Origin of the sequence: Halalkalicoccus sp. CGA53 (assembly GCF_036429475.1) — an archaeon.
Lineage (GTDB): Archaea > Halobacteriota > Halobacteria > Halobacteriales > Halalkalicoccaceae > Natronorarus > Natronorarus salvus.
Genome location: NZ_CP144125.1, coordinates 3,386,134 through 3,402,770, shown reverse-complemented (window position 1 = coordinate 3,402,770; position 16,637 = coordinate 3,386,134). Strand labels below are relative to the sequence as shown.

At 49.3% G+C, this 16,637-nt stretch carries 12 protein-coding genes; 4 read left to right on the top strand and 8 right to left on the bottom strand.

Annotated features, from left to right (window positions below; translation table 11 throughout):
• Window positions 1-169: 169 nt before the first annotated feature.
• Window positions 170-1,621, bottom strand: a complete 1,452-nt coding sequence (locus V2L32_RS19265; RefSeq protein WP_331234209.1) for a sugar transferase — start codon at window positions 1,619-1,621, stop codon at window positions 170-172.
• 588 nt (window positions 1,622-2,209) lie between these two features.
• Between V2L32_RS19265 and glmS the strand changes: the two genes are divergently transcribed.
• Entirely contained in the window at window positions 2,210-4,012 is a 1,803-nt protein-coding gene (gene glmS, locus V2L32_RS19260; protein WP_331234208.1) for a glutamine--fructose-6-phosphate transaminase (isomerizing), read from the top strand.
• A gap of 7 nt (window positions 4,013-4,019) precedes the next feature.
• Here the strand turns inward: glmS and V2L32_RS19255 are convergent, their stop codons facing one another.
• Entirely contained in the window at window positions 4,020-4,283 is a 264-nt protein-coding gene (locus tag V2L32_RS19255) for a hypothetical protein (protein WP_331234207.1), read from the bottom strand.
• Window positions 4,284-5,177: 894 nt separating this feature from the next.
• Window positions 5,178-6,089 carry a hypothetical protein gene (locus V2L32_RS19250; RefSeq protein WP_331234206.1) on the bottom strand — a complete coding sequence of 304 codons (912 nt, stop codon included), beginning with the start codon at window positions 6,087-6,089 and terminating at the stop codon, window positions 5,178-5,180.
• Between the two features lie 114 nt (window positions 6,090-6,203).
• Between V2L32_RS19250 and V2L32_RS19245 the strand changes: the two genes are divergently transcribed.
• Window positions 6,204-7,592 (top strand): lipopolysaccharide biosynthesis protein, encoded by a 1,389-nt coding sequence (locus V2L32_RS19245; protein ID WP_331234205.1) that lies wholly within the window; start codon window positions 6,204-6,206, stop codon window positions 7,590-7,592.
• Here the strand turns inward: V2L32_RS19245 and V2L32_RS19240 are convergent.
• Window positions 7,573-8,676 carry a glycosyltransferase family 4 protein gene (locus tag V2L32_RS19240; protein ID WP_331234204.1) on the bottom strand — a complete coding sequence of 368 codons (1,104 nt, stop codon included), beginning with the start codon at window positions 8,674-8,676 and terminating at the stop codon, window positions 7,573-7,575. The genes V2L32_RS19245 and V2L32_RS19240 overlap by 20 nt on opposite strands.
• A 485-nt stretch (window positions 8,677-9,161) precedes the next feature.
• Between V2L32_RS19240 and V2L32_RS19235 the strand changes: the two genes are divergently transcribed.
• Complete coding sequence (locus V2L32_RS19235; RefSeq protein WP_331234203.1) at window positions 9,162-10,607, top strand: hypothetical protein; 1,446 nt, start codon at window positions 9,162-9,164, stop codon at window positions 10,605-10,607.
• An 11-nt stretch (window positions 10,608-10,618) separates the two neighbouring features.
• Window positions 10,619-11,752, top strand: a complete 1,134-nt coding sequence (locus tag V2L32_RS19230; RefSeq protein ID WP_331234202.1) for a glycosyltransferase family 4 protein — start codon at window positions 10,619-10,621, stop codon at window positions 11,750-11,752.
• Window positions 11,753-11,977: 225 nt separating this feature from the next.
• Here the strand turns inward: V2L32_RS19230 and V2L32_RS19225 are convergent, their stop codons facing one another.
• From V2L32_RS19225 to V2L32_RS19210, 4 genes are all read right to left on the bottom strand, one after another.
• Window positions 11,978-13,432 (bottom strand): sulfatase, encoded by a 1,455-nt coding sequence (locus tag V2L32_RS19225; protein ID WP_331234201.1) that lies wholly within the window; start codon window positions 13,430-13,432, stop codon window positions 11,978-11,980.
• A gap of 104 nt (window positions 13,433-13,536) precedes the next feature.
• A complete protein-coding gene (locus tag V2L32_RS19220) occupies window positions 13,537-14,730 on the bottom strand; it encodes a glycosyltransferase family 4 protein (RefSeq protein ID WP_331234200.1) in 1,194 nt (397 codons plus the stop codon).
• A 59-nt stretch (window positions 14,731-14,789) separates the two neighbouring features.
• Entirely contained in the window at window positions 14,790-15,788 is a 999-nt protein-coding gene (locus V2L32_RS19215; protein ID WP_331234199.1) for a glycosyltransferase family 2 protein, read from the bottom strand.
• Between the two features lie 570 nt (window positions 15,789-16,358).
• Window positions 16,359-16,439, bottom strand: coding sequence for a hypothetical protein (locus V2L32_RS19210; protein ID WP_331236640.1), 81 nt, complete (start codon window positions 16,437-16,439; stop codon window positions 16,359-16,361).
• Window positions 16,440-16,637 lie beyond the last annotated feature (198 nt).

Here is a 16,637-nt window from a genome sequence, read left to right as displayed (position 1 = left end):
ACACAACACCGAGAATTAAACCTTCTCTAAGAATTTTGACTAAAATAGGCTATTATCCGAATTCAAGCCCTCTACCGCTTCGACGCCCCCGATCTGTGCGCTTGGCCCCAGTAGCGTTCGAATCAAATTGAAAAACCACTCAGCAGTTATGCGCGAAAGTCTCTCACGCTCAGTCGTTCCTGAGATTCGCTTTCGACTCGTTCGTTTCCTCCTCACCGACGAAGAGACCGAGTACGTCCCGTCCGACGTTCAGAAACTGCCGGAGGATGAGCCAGATGTCGAACGACAGCGACTGCCGGCGGATGTACTCGATGTCGTAGCGGAGCTTTCGCTCGGGTTCAGTGCTGTTCACCTCGTTGACCTGGGCGAGACCGGTGAGTCCGGGCGGGACGAACCAGCGTTTCTGCCAGCCAGACACCTCGTAGACGATCTGTTCTTCCTCCTTCACCCACGTCGCACGCGGGCCGACGACGCTCATCTCGCCGATGAGGATCGACCAGAGCTGGGGGATCTCGTCGAGGTTCGTCTTCCGGAGGACCCGGCCGACGCGCGTGATCCGGTCGTTCTCGTGGTCGTCGAGGGGGTCGATCGTCTCGCTGTCGGGCAGCATCGTCCGGAACTTGTAGACGGGGAACGTGCGGCCGAACCCGGCGGTGCGTCGCTGGGCGTAGAGCACCGGTCCCGACGAGTCGAGTTTGATCGCGACGGCGATCAGGACCAGCATCGGCGAGAGAGCGAGTAGTGCCGCCCCCGAGAACGCGACGTCGAGGGCTCGCTTTCCGAGCGAGTCCCACCAGCTCCAGGGCTCGATGTCGACCTCGACGAACCCCTCGCCGTAGTCGCCCGCGATCAACACCTCGTCTGCGTGCTCTTCGTGGACGATCGCACGGATGCCACGCTCGTGACAGACCTCGAGTGCTCCGAAGAACTCGCCACGATCGCTCTCGCTGAACGCGACGACCACCGTGTCGATGTCCCGGTCGATCAGGACATCCTCCAGCCGGGAGATCCCGCCCAGCCGGTCGATGTTCGCCTCAAGGCCGCCGAACCACGATCCCGATTCGGTCGGCACCCGCTCGATCAGCCCTCCACCGTCAGTGATCGGCCGGTTCCCGTGTTTGACCGCCGTTCTGACGTCGTATCTGAGAGCCGAACGCGGCGAGAGATAGCCGATCACGTCGTGGGCGGCCGCATGCGCCGCCCGATCGATCTCGAGCGGGTTGGCGCCGACGATGAGGACACGGTCGGTCCTCGGCCTGGTGCTCACGAAGAGAAACCAGATCGGTATCGCGATCGCGAGGACGATCGAGAGGGCGATGAGCGTACCCCGTGGGAGCCTGATCGACCACTTGAAGTACCCGATCGCCGCGAGGGTGATCATCGCGATGGTGACCCCCTTCAGGCTCAGCATCACAGTGTCGATCGATCGCCGCTGTCGATGCGTCACGATCGGGGAGAGCGCTCCGAGGACAGTGAGGACGGTCAGCGCCAGCGCCCACCAGAGCCGGGTGCCCCCGACGAACTCCGGTGTGAGTCGGTCGACGATGGGGATGTACGTCGTCACGAGCTCCTGGACGACCGCGTGGTTCGCGAGGAGCACGGCAGCGACCGTGATCACCACGGTCCCCCCCACACTCAGCGACCGATACAACGCTCTGGAGCTCACAGTAGGTCTATCCTATCGTCGCGCATAATAATAGTTCCTAACTTACTTGTTTATAGCATACACATTTGACAAATAATCCTGAGCCGTTGTGACATCCGTAACACCCAACGCCGGTGACGGTACGGAACTCGCTTCGATCCCTGTCCAGTATCAGTTACTGAGAAACGAGATGTCGGCTCTCTACCTTGTCTCTCCGAAGTCCTCACTATCACTATCGTTGCTCGTGTTCGCCCGTGGGTAGGTCGATGTCGGGGCCGCCCGGAGAGCCGGGTGGTCTCGTTTACTTCAACGTTCTCTCACAGCAGGGCCGATACGTCACTGTGGTCTCACGGCGCGCGTCGGGAGAGCGCTCACTACAGTTACCCTCAGAAAGACTTTATATCTGTATTTCACATTCGGGGTAATGCGAGCATGGACTGGAGTACGATCTCGATTAAACATATGGCGATCTCATCACGACGGTACCGTTATTTTCGGACCGACCGGTGGTTCTCACACCGATAACTCGGTTCGACTCTTCGCCCGGACTGCACCTACTCTCTGATGTGTGGAATCGTCGGCTACATCGATGGTGCAGACGGGCCAGCGGTCCTCGAGGTCCTGCGAAGCGGTCTCTCTGGCCTCGACTATCGGGGGTACGATTCGGCGGGCGTCGCGCTCGTCGACGACGAACTCACGGTGGTGAAACGCGAGGGCGAACTCGACGCGCTCGAGGAGGCCCTCGACTCGATGTCGCGATCGGGCGAGGCGTGGGCTGGGATCGGTCACACCCGCTGGAGTACACACGGGAAATCGTCGGACGCGAACGCTCACCCGCATACCGACTGCACCGGCGAGATCGCCGTCGTCCACAACGGGATCATCGAGAACTACCGGGCGCTCCGGTCGGAACTGACCGAGGCGGGTCACACGTTCGAGAGCGAGACCGACACCGAGGTCGTTCCGCACCTGATCGAGGACGCCCTCTGTGGGGGTGTGGACCCCGAGATTGCGTTCCAGAAGGCAGTCTCCCGGCTGGAGGGGAACTACGCGATCGCGGTGCTCTTCGAGGGAGCGGACACGGTTCTCGCAACGAGATGGGGCTCGCCGCTGGTCGTCGGATGCCGCGACACGGGCGGGTTCATCGCGAGCGACGTCACCGCGTTCGTCGAGTTCACCGCCCGGGTGATCTACCTCGAGGACGGCCAGTTCGTCCGGCTTTCACCAGCTGGTGTGGAGGTGACGAGCGACGACGGAAGAGTGCTGTCGCCGCAGGTCCACACGGTATCCTGGGACCCCGAGGACGCCGAGAAAGGCGAGTACGACCACTACATGCTCAAGGAGATCATGGAGCAGCCGCGGGCGCTCCGCGAGTGTCTCGGGGGTCGGATCGACGGGCGTGATCGATCGGTCGACCTCGAGGGACTGGAGGATCTCGACGCGAACGGACCGGTCCAGTTCGTCGCCTGCGGGACGTCGTATCACGCGGCGCTGATCGGCGCTCGACTGTTTCGCACGCGTGGCGTCCACGCACAGGCGTTCCTCGCGAGCGAGTACACCACGGAATCGATACCGATCGACTCGGAGACGCTCGTCGTCGGCGTCACCCAGAGCGGGGAGACAGCCGACACCCTCCGGGCGTTGCGCGAGGCGGATCGAGCGGGCGCGACGACGCTCGCGGTGACGAACGTCGTCGCTTCGAGTGCCGCCCGCGAGTGCGATCACGTGCTGTACGTCCGGGCCGGTCCGGAGATCAGCGTGGCCGCAACGAAGACGTTCGCTAGTCAGCAGGTCGCGCTCGCGATGCTCGCCTGCGCGCTGACCGGTGAGGGCGACGAGGTACTATCGGATCTGTTGGCGTTACCCGATCAGCTCGAGTCGGTGCTCGACACGTCGAACGCAGAGCAGGTCGCCCGCCGGTACGACGAGTCGGACGCGTATTTCTTCATCGGGCGAGGGTACAACCACCCGGTCGCGCTCGAAGGCGCGTTGAAGATGAAGGAGATCAGCTACGAGCACGCGGAGGGGTTCGCCGCGGGCGAGCTGAAACACGGCCCGCTCGCGCTCGTCACCGACGAAACGCCGGTGTTCGCGGTCGTTACCGGAGACGATGAGAGCGCGCGTAAGACGATCGGGAACGTTCGCGAGGTCGCCTCGCGGGGCGCACCGGTCGTCGTCGTAACCGACGGGGAGAGCGACGCCGCGGAGTACGGAGAAGACGTGTTGTGGATCCCTCCGACTGGCGAACTCGTGGGATCGGTGTTGGCGAACGTCCAGCTACAATTGGTGTCGTACTGGGTCGCGACCGAACTCGGTCGGTCGATCGACAAACCCCGGAACCTCGCGAAGAGTGTGACGGTGGAGTAGGTTCACTCTAAAATCGAGGGGGCTCTGCAGACACCCTGAAGCCGAGGCGTCCGTCGGCGAGCAGCTCGGTCGCGCCGAGTGTATTGGAGATGGTCGGTCGACAGTCCCGACAGTACAGCCGTGGGACCGACCAGTCGTCGTCGCCCGCGTACTGGACCGCGTAGGCGCTGACACGGTCGCCCTCGTGGAGGGTGGTCTTACAGTAACCACAGCTCTCCTCTCGAAGTTGGTAGCCCTTGAGGAGCTGTTCGGCAGGGGCGGTGATCAACATTCGTGGACCTCGCAGCTCAGGGCGTGGAACGTGGTTCGGTAGAGGTCCCGTTCGCGCGTGGATTCTCGAGCGCAGGAACTGCAGCGCCAGTAGGTGGTAGCGTTGGGGATCGTCGGTGGTTCCATGTGGGGTCCGGTAATTGGGTATTGGAAGGCGATACTGTTTTCTGAGGATGAGTGGCTAGATTTCATTGCTTCTCCTGATCGGGGAAGCGCGGTCCGGTGTAGCACCACCGGGCCAGTTCTACTTCCTGGCGATACCGCACTTTGGAGCCCATAGTAGGGGATATTCTCTATGAAACTTTGTGGTACAAGTGTTTCTGTAGAACGGTTCTATTAAAAGTGGGTTAGTGAGTAAGTAGTGTACACAAGTATGAAATCGAATGCAGCCAAATACTTGCTAAATGGAGTCACCTTCCGATCTCAATGATACCGATAAAGAAATCCTAACCCTACTCTCAGAAGGGCGAGAAACGAGAGGATCATGAGCGGGCCAGATTGACAAACACGAAAATTATATTGGAGAGAGTCTCAAGTGGCTACGAACTTATGACCTGGTGAGATATCATCATAAAGAAACAGGACTATACGAAATAACAGACAAAGGTAGCAACTGGATTTTGCAGTGTACTGCATAGAGCCAGCAATTCCAACAATTCGGCGTTGTATCGGCAGCGGTTCTATTTCGGTTATAGTTCGAGCAGTTGACTGGTACGGGTTCGTTCCTCTCTCGTGCCAACTTCCTACTGGAGCGCAAAAGTACCCACTTGCTGGTCAGAGCGTTAAAGGCATTACCACCGGTTATGAGTGAATTCGATGCCGATTCCGCAACCCATGCTATAGGCATATAATATCATGCGGCAGCAAAGTCCAACATATATTCATGATAAGATTGCTACTTATACCCTAAGTGTTTTAAACGGTCTTGAACTAGATCGTCATCAGAGGAATCCGACGAAGCAATATAGTCCGATTTTATAACCCGTCGATTATCGGCTTCAAATTCGATCCAAGGAACCTGTGACATCGCAGGGATATGGTTACCTTTTTGATGTCCGTAGGTCCGAATTGGGATCGGGAAGGAGCGTTCGCCAAATGCGTTACCGTGGTCAGAAGTTAGGACAGATTTTCCATTTAGTTTTTGAGCTGTGTCGAGTGCCACAGGTAAGACGATATCGAGTGTTTCTTTGTAGGCTTGCCATACCATTGTTGGATCAGCTTCGCCTTCTTGTAGTAGATCCCAAATAGAATCCGCAGAATCGGTTGTCACTTTCCCACCACCAGTGAACGTTCGATGATTTGGAAGCTTATCAGCAGTTGGACCCAAAAATGGGTAGTGCGGTTGCATGAAATGAACGACAATTCGCTTGTTTGGATATTCAGATTCAGCTTTTTCAGCAATCTTTGCCATCGAACTTGGCAGTACTGTTTTTGAGTCTTCGTCCCAATCTGTTTCCCAAGCATGTAGAACCCGAAAAATTTGATCTTCGTATTCACTGACCCAGGGGTTCGCAGTAATATAAACAACATCATCAAGTTGCCTATCTCCAACGTTATATGACAAGAAAGATTCTGAATCCGAACCACCAGACCATACCTTTTTGTAGTCTCCAAAATCAAGTGTATTTTCCGTTAACAAGTCCTTATGACATGCGTCAAGAATAATTAAATTATCCCAATCTTCTTCGAAAACTGCAGTTGGTGGTCGAAGATAGTGAAGCAGATACCTTGATGACAATTCATTAATTTTCCAGGCAACTAGACGAGGATTCATAACCCCTCGTTTGAAGGTACTGAATAGAGCCATTGATGAAGCACAAGTTAGCAGGGTCTAAGTATGTTATCATAGAAACCGGCTGATATGGAATTTATAAAAATTATCTCAGACTCTAAGATCGCGCTGGTACGATATGCACTCACAATGCTGAGTTCTTTCTTACTAATACCCATAATTACTAGATATGTTGGAGAATCTGAATATGGATTGTGGATGTCAATACTAGCAGTTGTAGCAATTTTCGCAGCTGCAGGAGGAGGACATATGCATGGTGCTATGATCCGTTACACGCCAGTAGAAAAAACAACGGGACAGACATTTGTGGATACAGGCTTTCTACTCGCAGCAATAAGCGGCTTATTTCTTACAGTCTTTGTCATTTCGTCATTTTTCATAGATGTTCTTCCGTTTGAAAAGGTTGCTCGAAATAGGTGGCACGTAATAATATCGGTGTCTTTACTCATAATAGTTACTATTAGTTCTAATTTCATCAAGAATTATCCACGTTCGAAAGGACAAGTGAAAACATATGAAGTTATTCAAATAATAGAAATGTCTACATATCTAATAGCTTTACCAGTTGGTTTCCTGATTTCTAGGAGTATACTTGTGGGAATATGGATTCTAGTGTTTTTATATGGAGGAATATCTATTGGTCTGCTATTATACTACTACCCCGAATGGGTTCAACTCCCTGCAACAAGCAATTTTGAAGATCTTCTAAGGTATGCCATACCAATGATTCCAAAAGAATTATCAAGTAGAGTATTTTCCCAGATTGACCGATATCTCATATTATTGTTTATATCGCCTACAGCAGTTGCTATTTACGCCATTATTGATCAAGTCTCAACATTATTTAGAACGATGACAGGTATTTTAAATTCTACCTTGTATCCATCAGTTACAGCCGCATGGGAAAGCGGAGAATATGAAGAGCTTTGCAGACTCTACAGTGCCATCTTACGTGGCTACGTATTACTAGCTATTCCAGCATTTGCCGGATTAACTATTCTTGCGACGCCAGTTCTAACGCTTCTGTCTACACCTGAGATCGCTGATAGGGGTGCAGACTTACTTCCACTTTTAGCAGTTGGATATCTAATTTGGGGTGTAGAAAATCCGCTTGCATATATTCTATCAGCTAATGAGCAGACTAATAAAATAGCAGGAATTACTGTTGTGGTTGCTATTGGTAATATTTTACTTAACATACTTCTTTTGCCTTTTTTTGGTCTTCTAGGAGCTATCACTGCAACAATTACTATGCAATTCACCAAAACTGCATACATAATCTATATAGCATACGACAGCGTGAAATTTGACTTTCCAATAGCCCCGACTATCAAAGCAGTTTTTTCGACAGGAATTATGACAATAACAATATATATTATTCCCATCTCAGGGAATATCGCGTCAATCCTAATATATCCACTCACCGGGTTCATCATCTATTTTTTAGTTCTTTACACAGTGAACGGATTTACAAAAGAGGAGATCAAGTTTGTAGCTACTAGCAACAGTGATTTCTAATTGCGGAAGCATATAGGTCAGAAATTTCGTTGATTGAGTAATTATTTACAAATTGATTGTATGATTGAACGCCAATAATCTCTCTTTGGTTACCCTTGTCGATAGCTCTCAGAGATCGAATAAGAGTTGTAAGTTCCCCTTTCGCATAAGAATTAAAATTTTTGTCTATAGATATAAAACGACTGGGGTCTACATCAAGGCTTATAACAGGTGTCTTTACTCGCCACGCCTCAAGGAATGTATTCGGAAATCCTTCATATGATGAAGTATTTACAAGTGCAATAGCCCCTTCATAATAACTCTGTATTTCATCTGGAGCAACTCCGTTAATATACGTAAGGTTTGGTATCTTTGAAGCTTTTGCTTTGATCAATTTACTGTATTTCTGATCATTGTCATCCGATCCAATAAGTACAAATTTCTTTTCTGGCAATTCTTTTGCAATCTCAAGGTATAAATGAGGTCGCTTTTGCTCTGCATCTAATCTTCCAACCCAGAGGTAAAAGTTGCGAGTGCCCATTCCGTCATAATCCGAAGGTATATTATATCCATTTGGAATAAGATATCCTGTCCGGTTGAAATTCTCAGTTAGTAATCGATGTTGCCGTTTTGTCTGCACCACTATAAATTTAGCATTTTTAATACCATAAGAGAATAGGTATCTGACTGGAAGAGGTAGTGAGTTGACTCGGGAAGTGAGATCAACGTCGTTTGCTACATGAAAGCACCATTCAGAGCGTACCATTCTTGAGATCAAGAAAGTAATAGCAGCTAATTGCGGATTACCACGAGTAATATAGAGGTCAGCATCAGTTTTCGACATTGCTTTTGCTAACAAAAATATTTTTGAAACAGGATTTTTTTCTGGATCAGGACGATGAGCACGATAAAGAGAGATATTCTCGTGACTTTCGACAGATGCCTGACCGTAGTCACCGACGACAAAGGACACATTGAAATCATCAGTCAAATTATTTCCTAATAAATACAACTGTCGTTCGGCCCCACCGCCAGCGATTTTCTTATTATTAGTAAAATAGCCATATGAAGACGGCGAGATGAAGCAGACTTTTGTTGTTGTCATCATCAATATAATGTGAATCGTTACATATAAATGTAGGGATGACAACCATCAAGTACCTGTTCCAATTCCTCAAAAAAGTCCAAAATATAATAGGCTCGTACATAGACTCCAAAATAACCATGAAAAATATATATAACGTCCTGAGTACAAATATAAAACCGCCTACTAATAATACAAATCACCTCCATAAAAAGATACTAACTATTTCTGTTATTTGCACGTTCATTGTTACGGTTGGTATTAACCTTGTGCCAGCTGCATCTGGATTCGAGAACTCTATTTACAGCGCGTACCCACTATGGTTATGGATATTCTTTACCACGTCCCTCATCCTATCGTTTACTGGGTTATTCCGATCAGACGGATATGGGTCAGGTTTGGCCTTTTTCATAAATATCATATTCTTATATGGCATAATTTATATGCTACCATACGTTCGCAGATACCGTCTTCACGGTCGTGGTAGTGCAGATATATTGGTCCATATGGGAGAGGTAAAAGCAATTCTAGCCACAGGGCATGTAGACACTTGGTATCCAATCACACACATATTAGTAGGTATAACCAGCTTTTGGGTCGGAATAGAAACATCGGCACTCATCATATCTTTTGTAACAACTATAGTATTTATATTATTTGTATCATTGGCTATACGCTCAATAAGTTCTACACAACATATGAATCTCTGTTTCTTTGTAGCTCTTCCTCTCCCATTCACATACTTTCATACCCATGTACACCCTGCCTTCTTGTCGACTATCGGACTACCGGTTTTATTTTATCTTATAATCTCCACAGATAGGATAGATACGTCACGTAATATATTACTCACTATCCTCATTCTCGCATGGATCATAATTGGTCATCCAGTAACAGGTGCTTTGGCCATAGTTTTTCTAGTATCAGTAATTATTATCAGCCACCAATCACTAGTAAGTGAATATTCAGTGAATATGTTGGCAACATTCGTTATAATTGCAGGCTTACTCTGGGTTGCTTGGTATTCATCCTTTGAATCAGTAGGCACTGCATTAATTGGACGTATTATTGAATCGACATCACCAACTGGTCAGACTACAGATACTGCATCCAGCGCGATCGCTGGTGCTGAAAATCCGTTTGTATTTCTTTTCCAACGGATAATCGAACAGTATGGGGCGCCATTAATTCCAATAGCCCTTGCATTTTTATTATTGATTTTATCTCTATTCGATAAAAGTTATGAGATTTACACGAATAAAGATGATTTTAAGTTTTTAGTTTTCCAAATAGCTATTGGGATTATATTATCAGTGACATTCTTCGTTGTATATCTTTCTGGATCGAATCCGATTCGTATTGTACGTTATACTACAATTATGTCGATAATCACTATTGGGTTCGTTTTGGTTAATTATCATGATTCGACAGAAAAATATCAATCAGTAGTAGTGTCTGTCATCTTTGTAGGGATGGTTCTTGTTGCAATAATCGGTGTATTTTCATTACACCCCATAAATTATCACATGAGTCACATGGAGCATGATGGTATAGAATATACAATCGAATATCATGACTCTTCAGTCCCAATTCGATCACACGACATTTCAAGCAAAACATATAGATATATTCTTGGAACGCATCAAGACGTATGGCCACCAGCAATTAACACAGAGAATCCGCAGAACCAAATTCCACCGAATCTAGGAGTTAATAGTGGAGAAGATACCGGTGCAGCGCTAGGGGAAAGTTATATAATCACTCAACAGTATATTCTTGATCGATCAGAACCATTTGGAGCTCATCAGCAGGACGAGCTATCGCACTACAACGAGAATGATATAGCACGCTTGGGTGAAGATCCTACCGTAGCTAAATTATATGGTAATGGTGAAACACAGATGTGGAAATCTCAGCCAAATGATGATGAAATAGAGAACCAAACACCGTAATATAAACAGTCATGAAGAAGAAACCACACGTTTGTTTTGTATCAGAAAAACTATATAATTACTATTCAAACTCGGATGAACCAGCAGGTGGCGCACAGCGTCAACAGTATCTCCTTGGTAAAGGACTACTAAAAAAGGGATACCAGGTTACCGCTCTTGTAGGCGATTATGGACAGCCACGCACAATAACAAGGGAAGGAGTAGATATAGTCAAAGGATGCCCAGGTCCTGTAAAAAGTATGAAGGACATACCTACTAATATATTATCGCTATTTTTGGGTATTAAGAGAGTCGACGCAGATATTTATTATATTCGAGGGGCACCACCTTTATTTACGATCACGCAAATTCTTTGCGAATTGATTGGTAAGTCTACGGTATACTGTATCGCTAATGATCGTGATGTAGACCCAGAGAGATTGAGTAATTCAAAAAAGATAGAATATAATTCAGCACTTCTTAAGCTGTACGACCAAGCAATAAAGAGATCAGACTTAAGAATTGCTCAAACAATACGGCAGAAAAACATGATGGAAAATAATTATAAGTCTGAGTCTATAGTTATTCCAAATGGATATACACTCCCAAAAAAGAAAGATATCTTGCCACACTCTAGCCGAGACTTTGTTTTGTGGGTAGGTACAAGTGACTATGAGCAAAAAAGGCCAGATAGATTGCTTGAAATAGCTCGCCAGTTACCAAATATAGACTTTGTAATGATATGTAGAAACAAGAGTAGCGATGAGTATTATGCATCGCTATCTAAAAAGGCCCTAAAAATAGACAATCTAACATTTGTTGAAAGTGTTCCACCAGAGGAGATACATGAGTATTTTAGAAAAGCAAGCCTTCTCGTATGCACATCAGATTATGAAGGATTTCCGAACACGTTTTTGGAGGCTTGGCGTTATGAAACGCCTGTAGTGTCATCTCATTTTAGACTGGATAATAATTTCGAAGATATAGGTATAGTATCTGGGAATATTGATTCATTTATCGAAGACATAAAACGGATTTACGAAGACATAAGATATAGGGAGAAATTAGGAAAAAAGTCTAGAAATTACCTCAATGAGAACTACCATATAAGCAAGGTTTTACGCATGTACGATCAGGAGATAAAATCAATATCTGCAACCAATTAGTCAAATCATTATCTCTGGATTATACTTAGTATTAAAGAGTTTGATCCTGAAGACACTCTATAGGTGGGTAGCCAAGAACATTTCAAACAATACCTAGTTAGCACAGTCGGCCCAAAACGGTCTTTGTCAAGTCTAGTGAGAAGTCGATGGAGCATCTTCGCGCCACCGGAAAACGTGTCTGTCGCGGCGTGAAAAAAGACGATTTGAATTCGCGTACTCATAGTCTTACTGTAGATAGCCGAGGTCCTCTAGCCGATCCTTCGTTTCCTGATCCATCGCTGCGTCGGTATTGGTCGTTCCGGGGGAGAACGATTCGAGCCATTGATCCAACTGGCTTTCGAGGCGGTCAACCTGCTCTGGATAGTCGTCGGCACAGTTGTCAATCTCTCCCTCATCTCTTTCTACCCGATACAGTTCTCGTGTACCATCGGACCCGCGAATGAGCTTCCACTCCTCACTTCGGATAGTACGTAACGAGCGGTCGTAGTCATAGGCATCCTCTCTCACGGTAGAAAGGCGTTTTTCGAGTGCCTCCATCGACGGTTGTGCTGCCATGTACTCCGCGTAAATATACTCACGCGATGGGGTAGTAGATGAGGGATAGAACGAACGGCCCTGTATCTGCTCTCTGAATTCGGGCGCTTCGATGTCGGCAGCATCTAGCAGTGTAGGAGCAAGGTCGGTCAACTGCACGAGGTCGTCGCAATCGTCTCCCTCGGTAAAGGCTCCCCCTTGAATGACGAGTGGGACATGGACCAAGGTATCATAGAGACAGTACTGGTGATCCATCAGTCCATGATCACCGATGTTCTCACCGTGATCGCCGACAATAACGAAAACAGTATCTTCCCACTCTCCAGCTTGTTTCAGATGGTCCTGGAGTTCACCGAGCCGTGCATCTAAATAGGCGATCTCACCTCGATACAGCGCTCTGAGAATTTCGAAATCGCGACTGGACATCTCAAGATCTCCTGCGATATATCGGAACGCGTCCTGCTCAACTTGCATGGCTTCTTTAAAGTTCACACCGTCTGGCAGGAATTCTTCAGTATACTCCTGAGGTGGCTTATATTCGAGATGCGGTTCCAAGTAGTTCACAAAGAGGAAGAACGGATCCGAATCATCACGTTCAGCCAACCACTGGTCTATCCAATCATTGGTTCGCTTTGCCCCGTCGTCAAACCCTTGACGATGTTGGAAGAGGGCATAAAGTGCGTTGAAAGCATTGAGCGGCGGATTTCCGTCGAAGATATGCTTTGCGAGCTGCAGCCATCGCTCTGTACCGTTGTATTCGCGTGCGATCTTGACGGGATCAGCATCAGTTTGGACGTACTGCCAGTTCTTTCTAAATTCGTTGAATCCACGATCAAAGCCGAATTCGCCGCTAATCCACGTATTGTTGGAGACGGCAACGGTCTCATATGAAGCGTCATTAAGAACCTCAACAACGCTTGGTACATTGGGGTTAAACCGTTTCGCGGTAGCATTTGAGCCGTGTTTTGACGGATACTGGCCGGAAAAGATACTCGCGTGAGAAGGTAACGTCCATGGTGCTGCAGAAAAGGCAGCAGTAAATGCAGTTCCGTTTTCACAAGCATGAGATATGTTGGGAGGAGCCGTTGGCCCGAACGATTCGTCATACCGAGCGGTGTCCATTACTATTATGGCGACATTTGTCATAAGTTAAGAGCTCTGATGAAATAGTTCGAGTTAATCCTATTGACTTTAAGTCCATTCACAGAGATTGGTACTCTCATGAGGATCATCAGTGCAGTTCGTTGACTTCAGCTATCATTTATGAGTTCAGTATAGGTCTCGTTTGTTCTTCGTACTGTTTCCTGCCAAGAGTAGTTCCGCTCAACTTTCTTTCTCCCAGCAGCTCCCATTCGCTCCCGTTTATCAGGATGCTCAAGTAGATCTAAGAGACTATCTGCGAGTTGATCAGGTGCCTTGGGATCAACAACGAATCCAGCTGTATCGACTAAGGGCTCCAGTTGCGGAAGAGAAGAAGTTACTACGGGTATACTACAAGCCATCGCTTCAAGTACCGTACGCGGTAGCCCCTCATTCATACTAGGCAGAGCAAAGACATCACTTTCGGCATAGATCTCGGGCATTCGGTCATTTAGAACTTGGCCCACGAACTGAACCTGTGATGATATTCCGCTTGTTTTCGCCTTCTGAATTAATTCATTTCGAAGTGGCCCATTACCGACGATTTTCAACGTACTTTGTGGAATCTTCTCAACTACATCCTCAAATGCAATTAGAAGATTATCGACTCCTTTCCCGGGTTTCAGCCGGCCTACGAACAGAATTTGCGGATTTTTAGAGTTCTCCGTCTCTCGTGGAATGAACTTCTCACAATTAATACCGTTATGAATGACGCTGACCGCTGTATTGACATCCCGCTCTCGTAGACGATGTTTATCAGTTTCCGTGTAGCATAAGACTCTATCAGCCGAATTCAGCGTGAACGTTGCAACCGTTGGGATAAACACTTTTTGCACCCATTTTGGTGCCGTCTGCGATATTAAGCCATGATTGGTAATGACCAACGGTGTTTCAAGGGTTCTATTGAGCGCTGCGACGATATCCGTTGAGAAGAATAGATGTGAATGCGCATGAATTATATCGTATTCATCCGCCAGTTTCCAAACCGTCAGAGCGATCCCCGGAGTTATCGTATTATCTAGTGGACTGACGACCTCTCGATGCCGAATCAGTTCGTATCCATCTCGTTTCTCTTTTGAGGGAAGCCCGCGATTGCCGTGATCAGATGTTAACACGGTTACATCGTGACCCCACTCGGCCTGGAGACGGGACATCTCGTGAACGTGGAGGCTCAACCCACCCATTACCTCCGGGTACAGATCACTCGCCACTCGCAGAATTTTGAGTGGCTCGTCACTCCCCACCGGTATCGATTCGGTCGGATCCTCCCTGGACGTCGCGAGGGATTGTTGACTGCTGCTCATTCTCTAACGCTCATAGGACCGAGTTCCAACTTTCGACACGAGACGGACCGACGACGCAGTCATCCGAGTTCCACCTTGAGCTCCGAGATCATATTCGAGATCCGGTTCAGGATCAGCCCACAGAACACGCCCAGGAAGCCGATGATGGTGACGAGCCCCGCGACGAGCACTCGCCAGGAGTGAAACACCCCGGTGCTCTGGTAGACGATCGCCGAGTGGAGGCCGACGCCCGTCCCCGCGAGCAACAACACAAGCCCGGGGAGACCGAAGAACACCAGCGGATGACGGTCGCGTATCATCTTCAGGACGAAGAGGGTGACCGAGAGACCGTGATGCATCGGGTTGAGCGTCTGCCCGTCGACCCCCTCATACCGCACCGAGATCGGACGCTCCTCGATCGTCAGCTCCTCTCTGACTGCTGAGTCGATCATCTCGCTCTCGACGGTCATCCCGTCCGATCGCAGGTCGAGGCTCGTCACCGCGTCGGGGGTGAACGCACGGAACCCGCTTTGGGTGTCGGTCAGATCGGCTCCCGACGCCCGACCGGTCAGCCTGTCGAGCACCTGTTGACCGAACCGTCGGTAGCGTGGGGTCTCATCCTCGCCGTCGAACTCGAGATACCGACTCCCGATGACGATGTCGGCATCGCCGTTCAGGACGGGTTCGACGACCTCCGGGAGGTTCTCGGCGGTGTGCTGTCCATCGCCGTCGATCATCACGAATGCGTCGAACTCCTCGGACTGGAGGTGCTCGAACAGCGTCCGAACGGCCTTCCCCTTGCCGTAGTTGGTCTCGTGTTCGAGAACCTCCGCCCCGGCCAGTCGCGCGATCCGCGACGTCTCGTCGCTGCTCCCGTCGTCGACGACGACGACCCGATCCGCGTGCTGCTGCGTGGCGAGCACCACGCTCCCAATCCCGATCTCCTCGTTGTACGCGGGAACTCCGATGATCACCCGCTCCTCGACGGCCTCGGGGTCGGCCGTTTCCTGTAGCACGTCCCGTACTGAGGGGACGTCTGCGACTCGCTCCTGTAGGACGCTTTCAATCTGTTCGCTCATGGTAACTCCCTCGCTCGAACCGTGATCCTGGGAGATCGGACCTGACTCCCACCGGTAGCTCGCCCGGTGCACGCGCCCGAACGAGCGATACGGTCGGAGATCCCCCGGAGTGCAACCCCATTGGGTCCCGTTTCTACAACTGCGGGGACGACCCCGCCGACCGTACGCTCGGCGTACACTACCCCCTCGGTAGCGCCGTACGGCAGACGATCGTTCGGGTGGACGGGGGCCGAATCCTCGGTCCGCCCCCCTCGTTGCAAACTCTCGGTCATATATTAATCCGGATATTCATTAGCAATTACTGTAGTGTGGTAATATATACTTGTCCATTCTATTGGATGGGACATGACTAGAGAGTAACTACTCTATACACTTAAACAATAAGATTTAGACTGAATTTGCTAGTATTATCTTACCGGAATCCGTGACCCACGACTGAAACTCGTTCGAGAGTCTCTCACTTCGACCCCTCAGTACGAATTACCCGTCCGGGTGGGCGCGGTACCTCTCGTCGAATCCGGTCGGCTCTACGAGTCCGCTTCGACGTCGACCCAAAGGTGGAGGTCGCGATTACGCGTTCTCGCGTGTGGGCTCTTCGGGCACCTCGCCATCGTAGAGTAGGAATCTCAATCTGAGGTCCTCGCCGGTCATAGTCGGAGTGACCTCGTAGTCGACGCGTGGGCTCGCCATCTGCCACGATTCGTGTACTGTAGGAACCCCGCTATCGACCGGAATCGCTTGAACCACCGCTACCCTTCAGAATACCTCAACAATCTCCGCCACAAGAGCGTACTGAGGAGTGGCCAAAACGACCGAAAGACACACGTGCGTCAACGCCGAACGTCAACG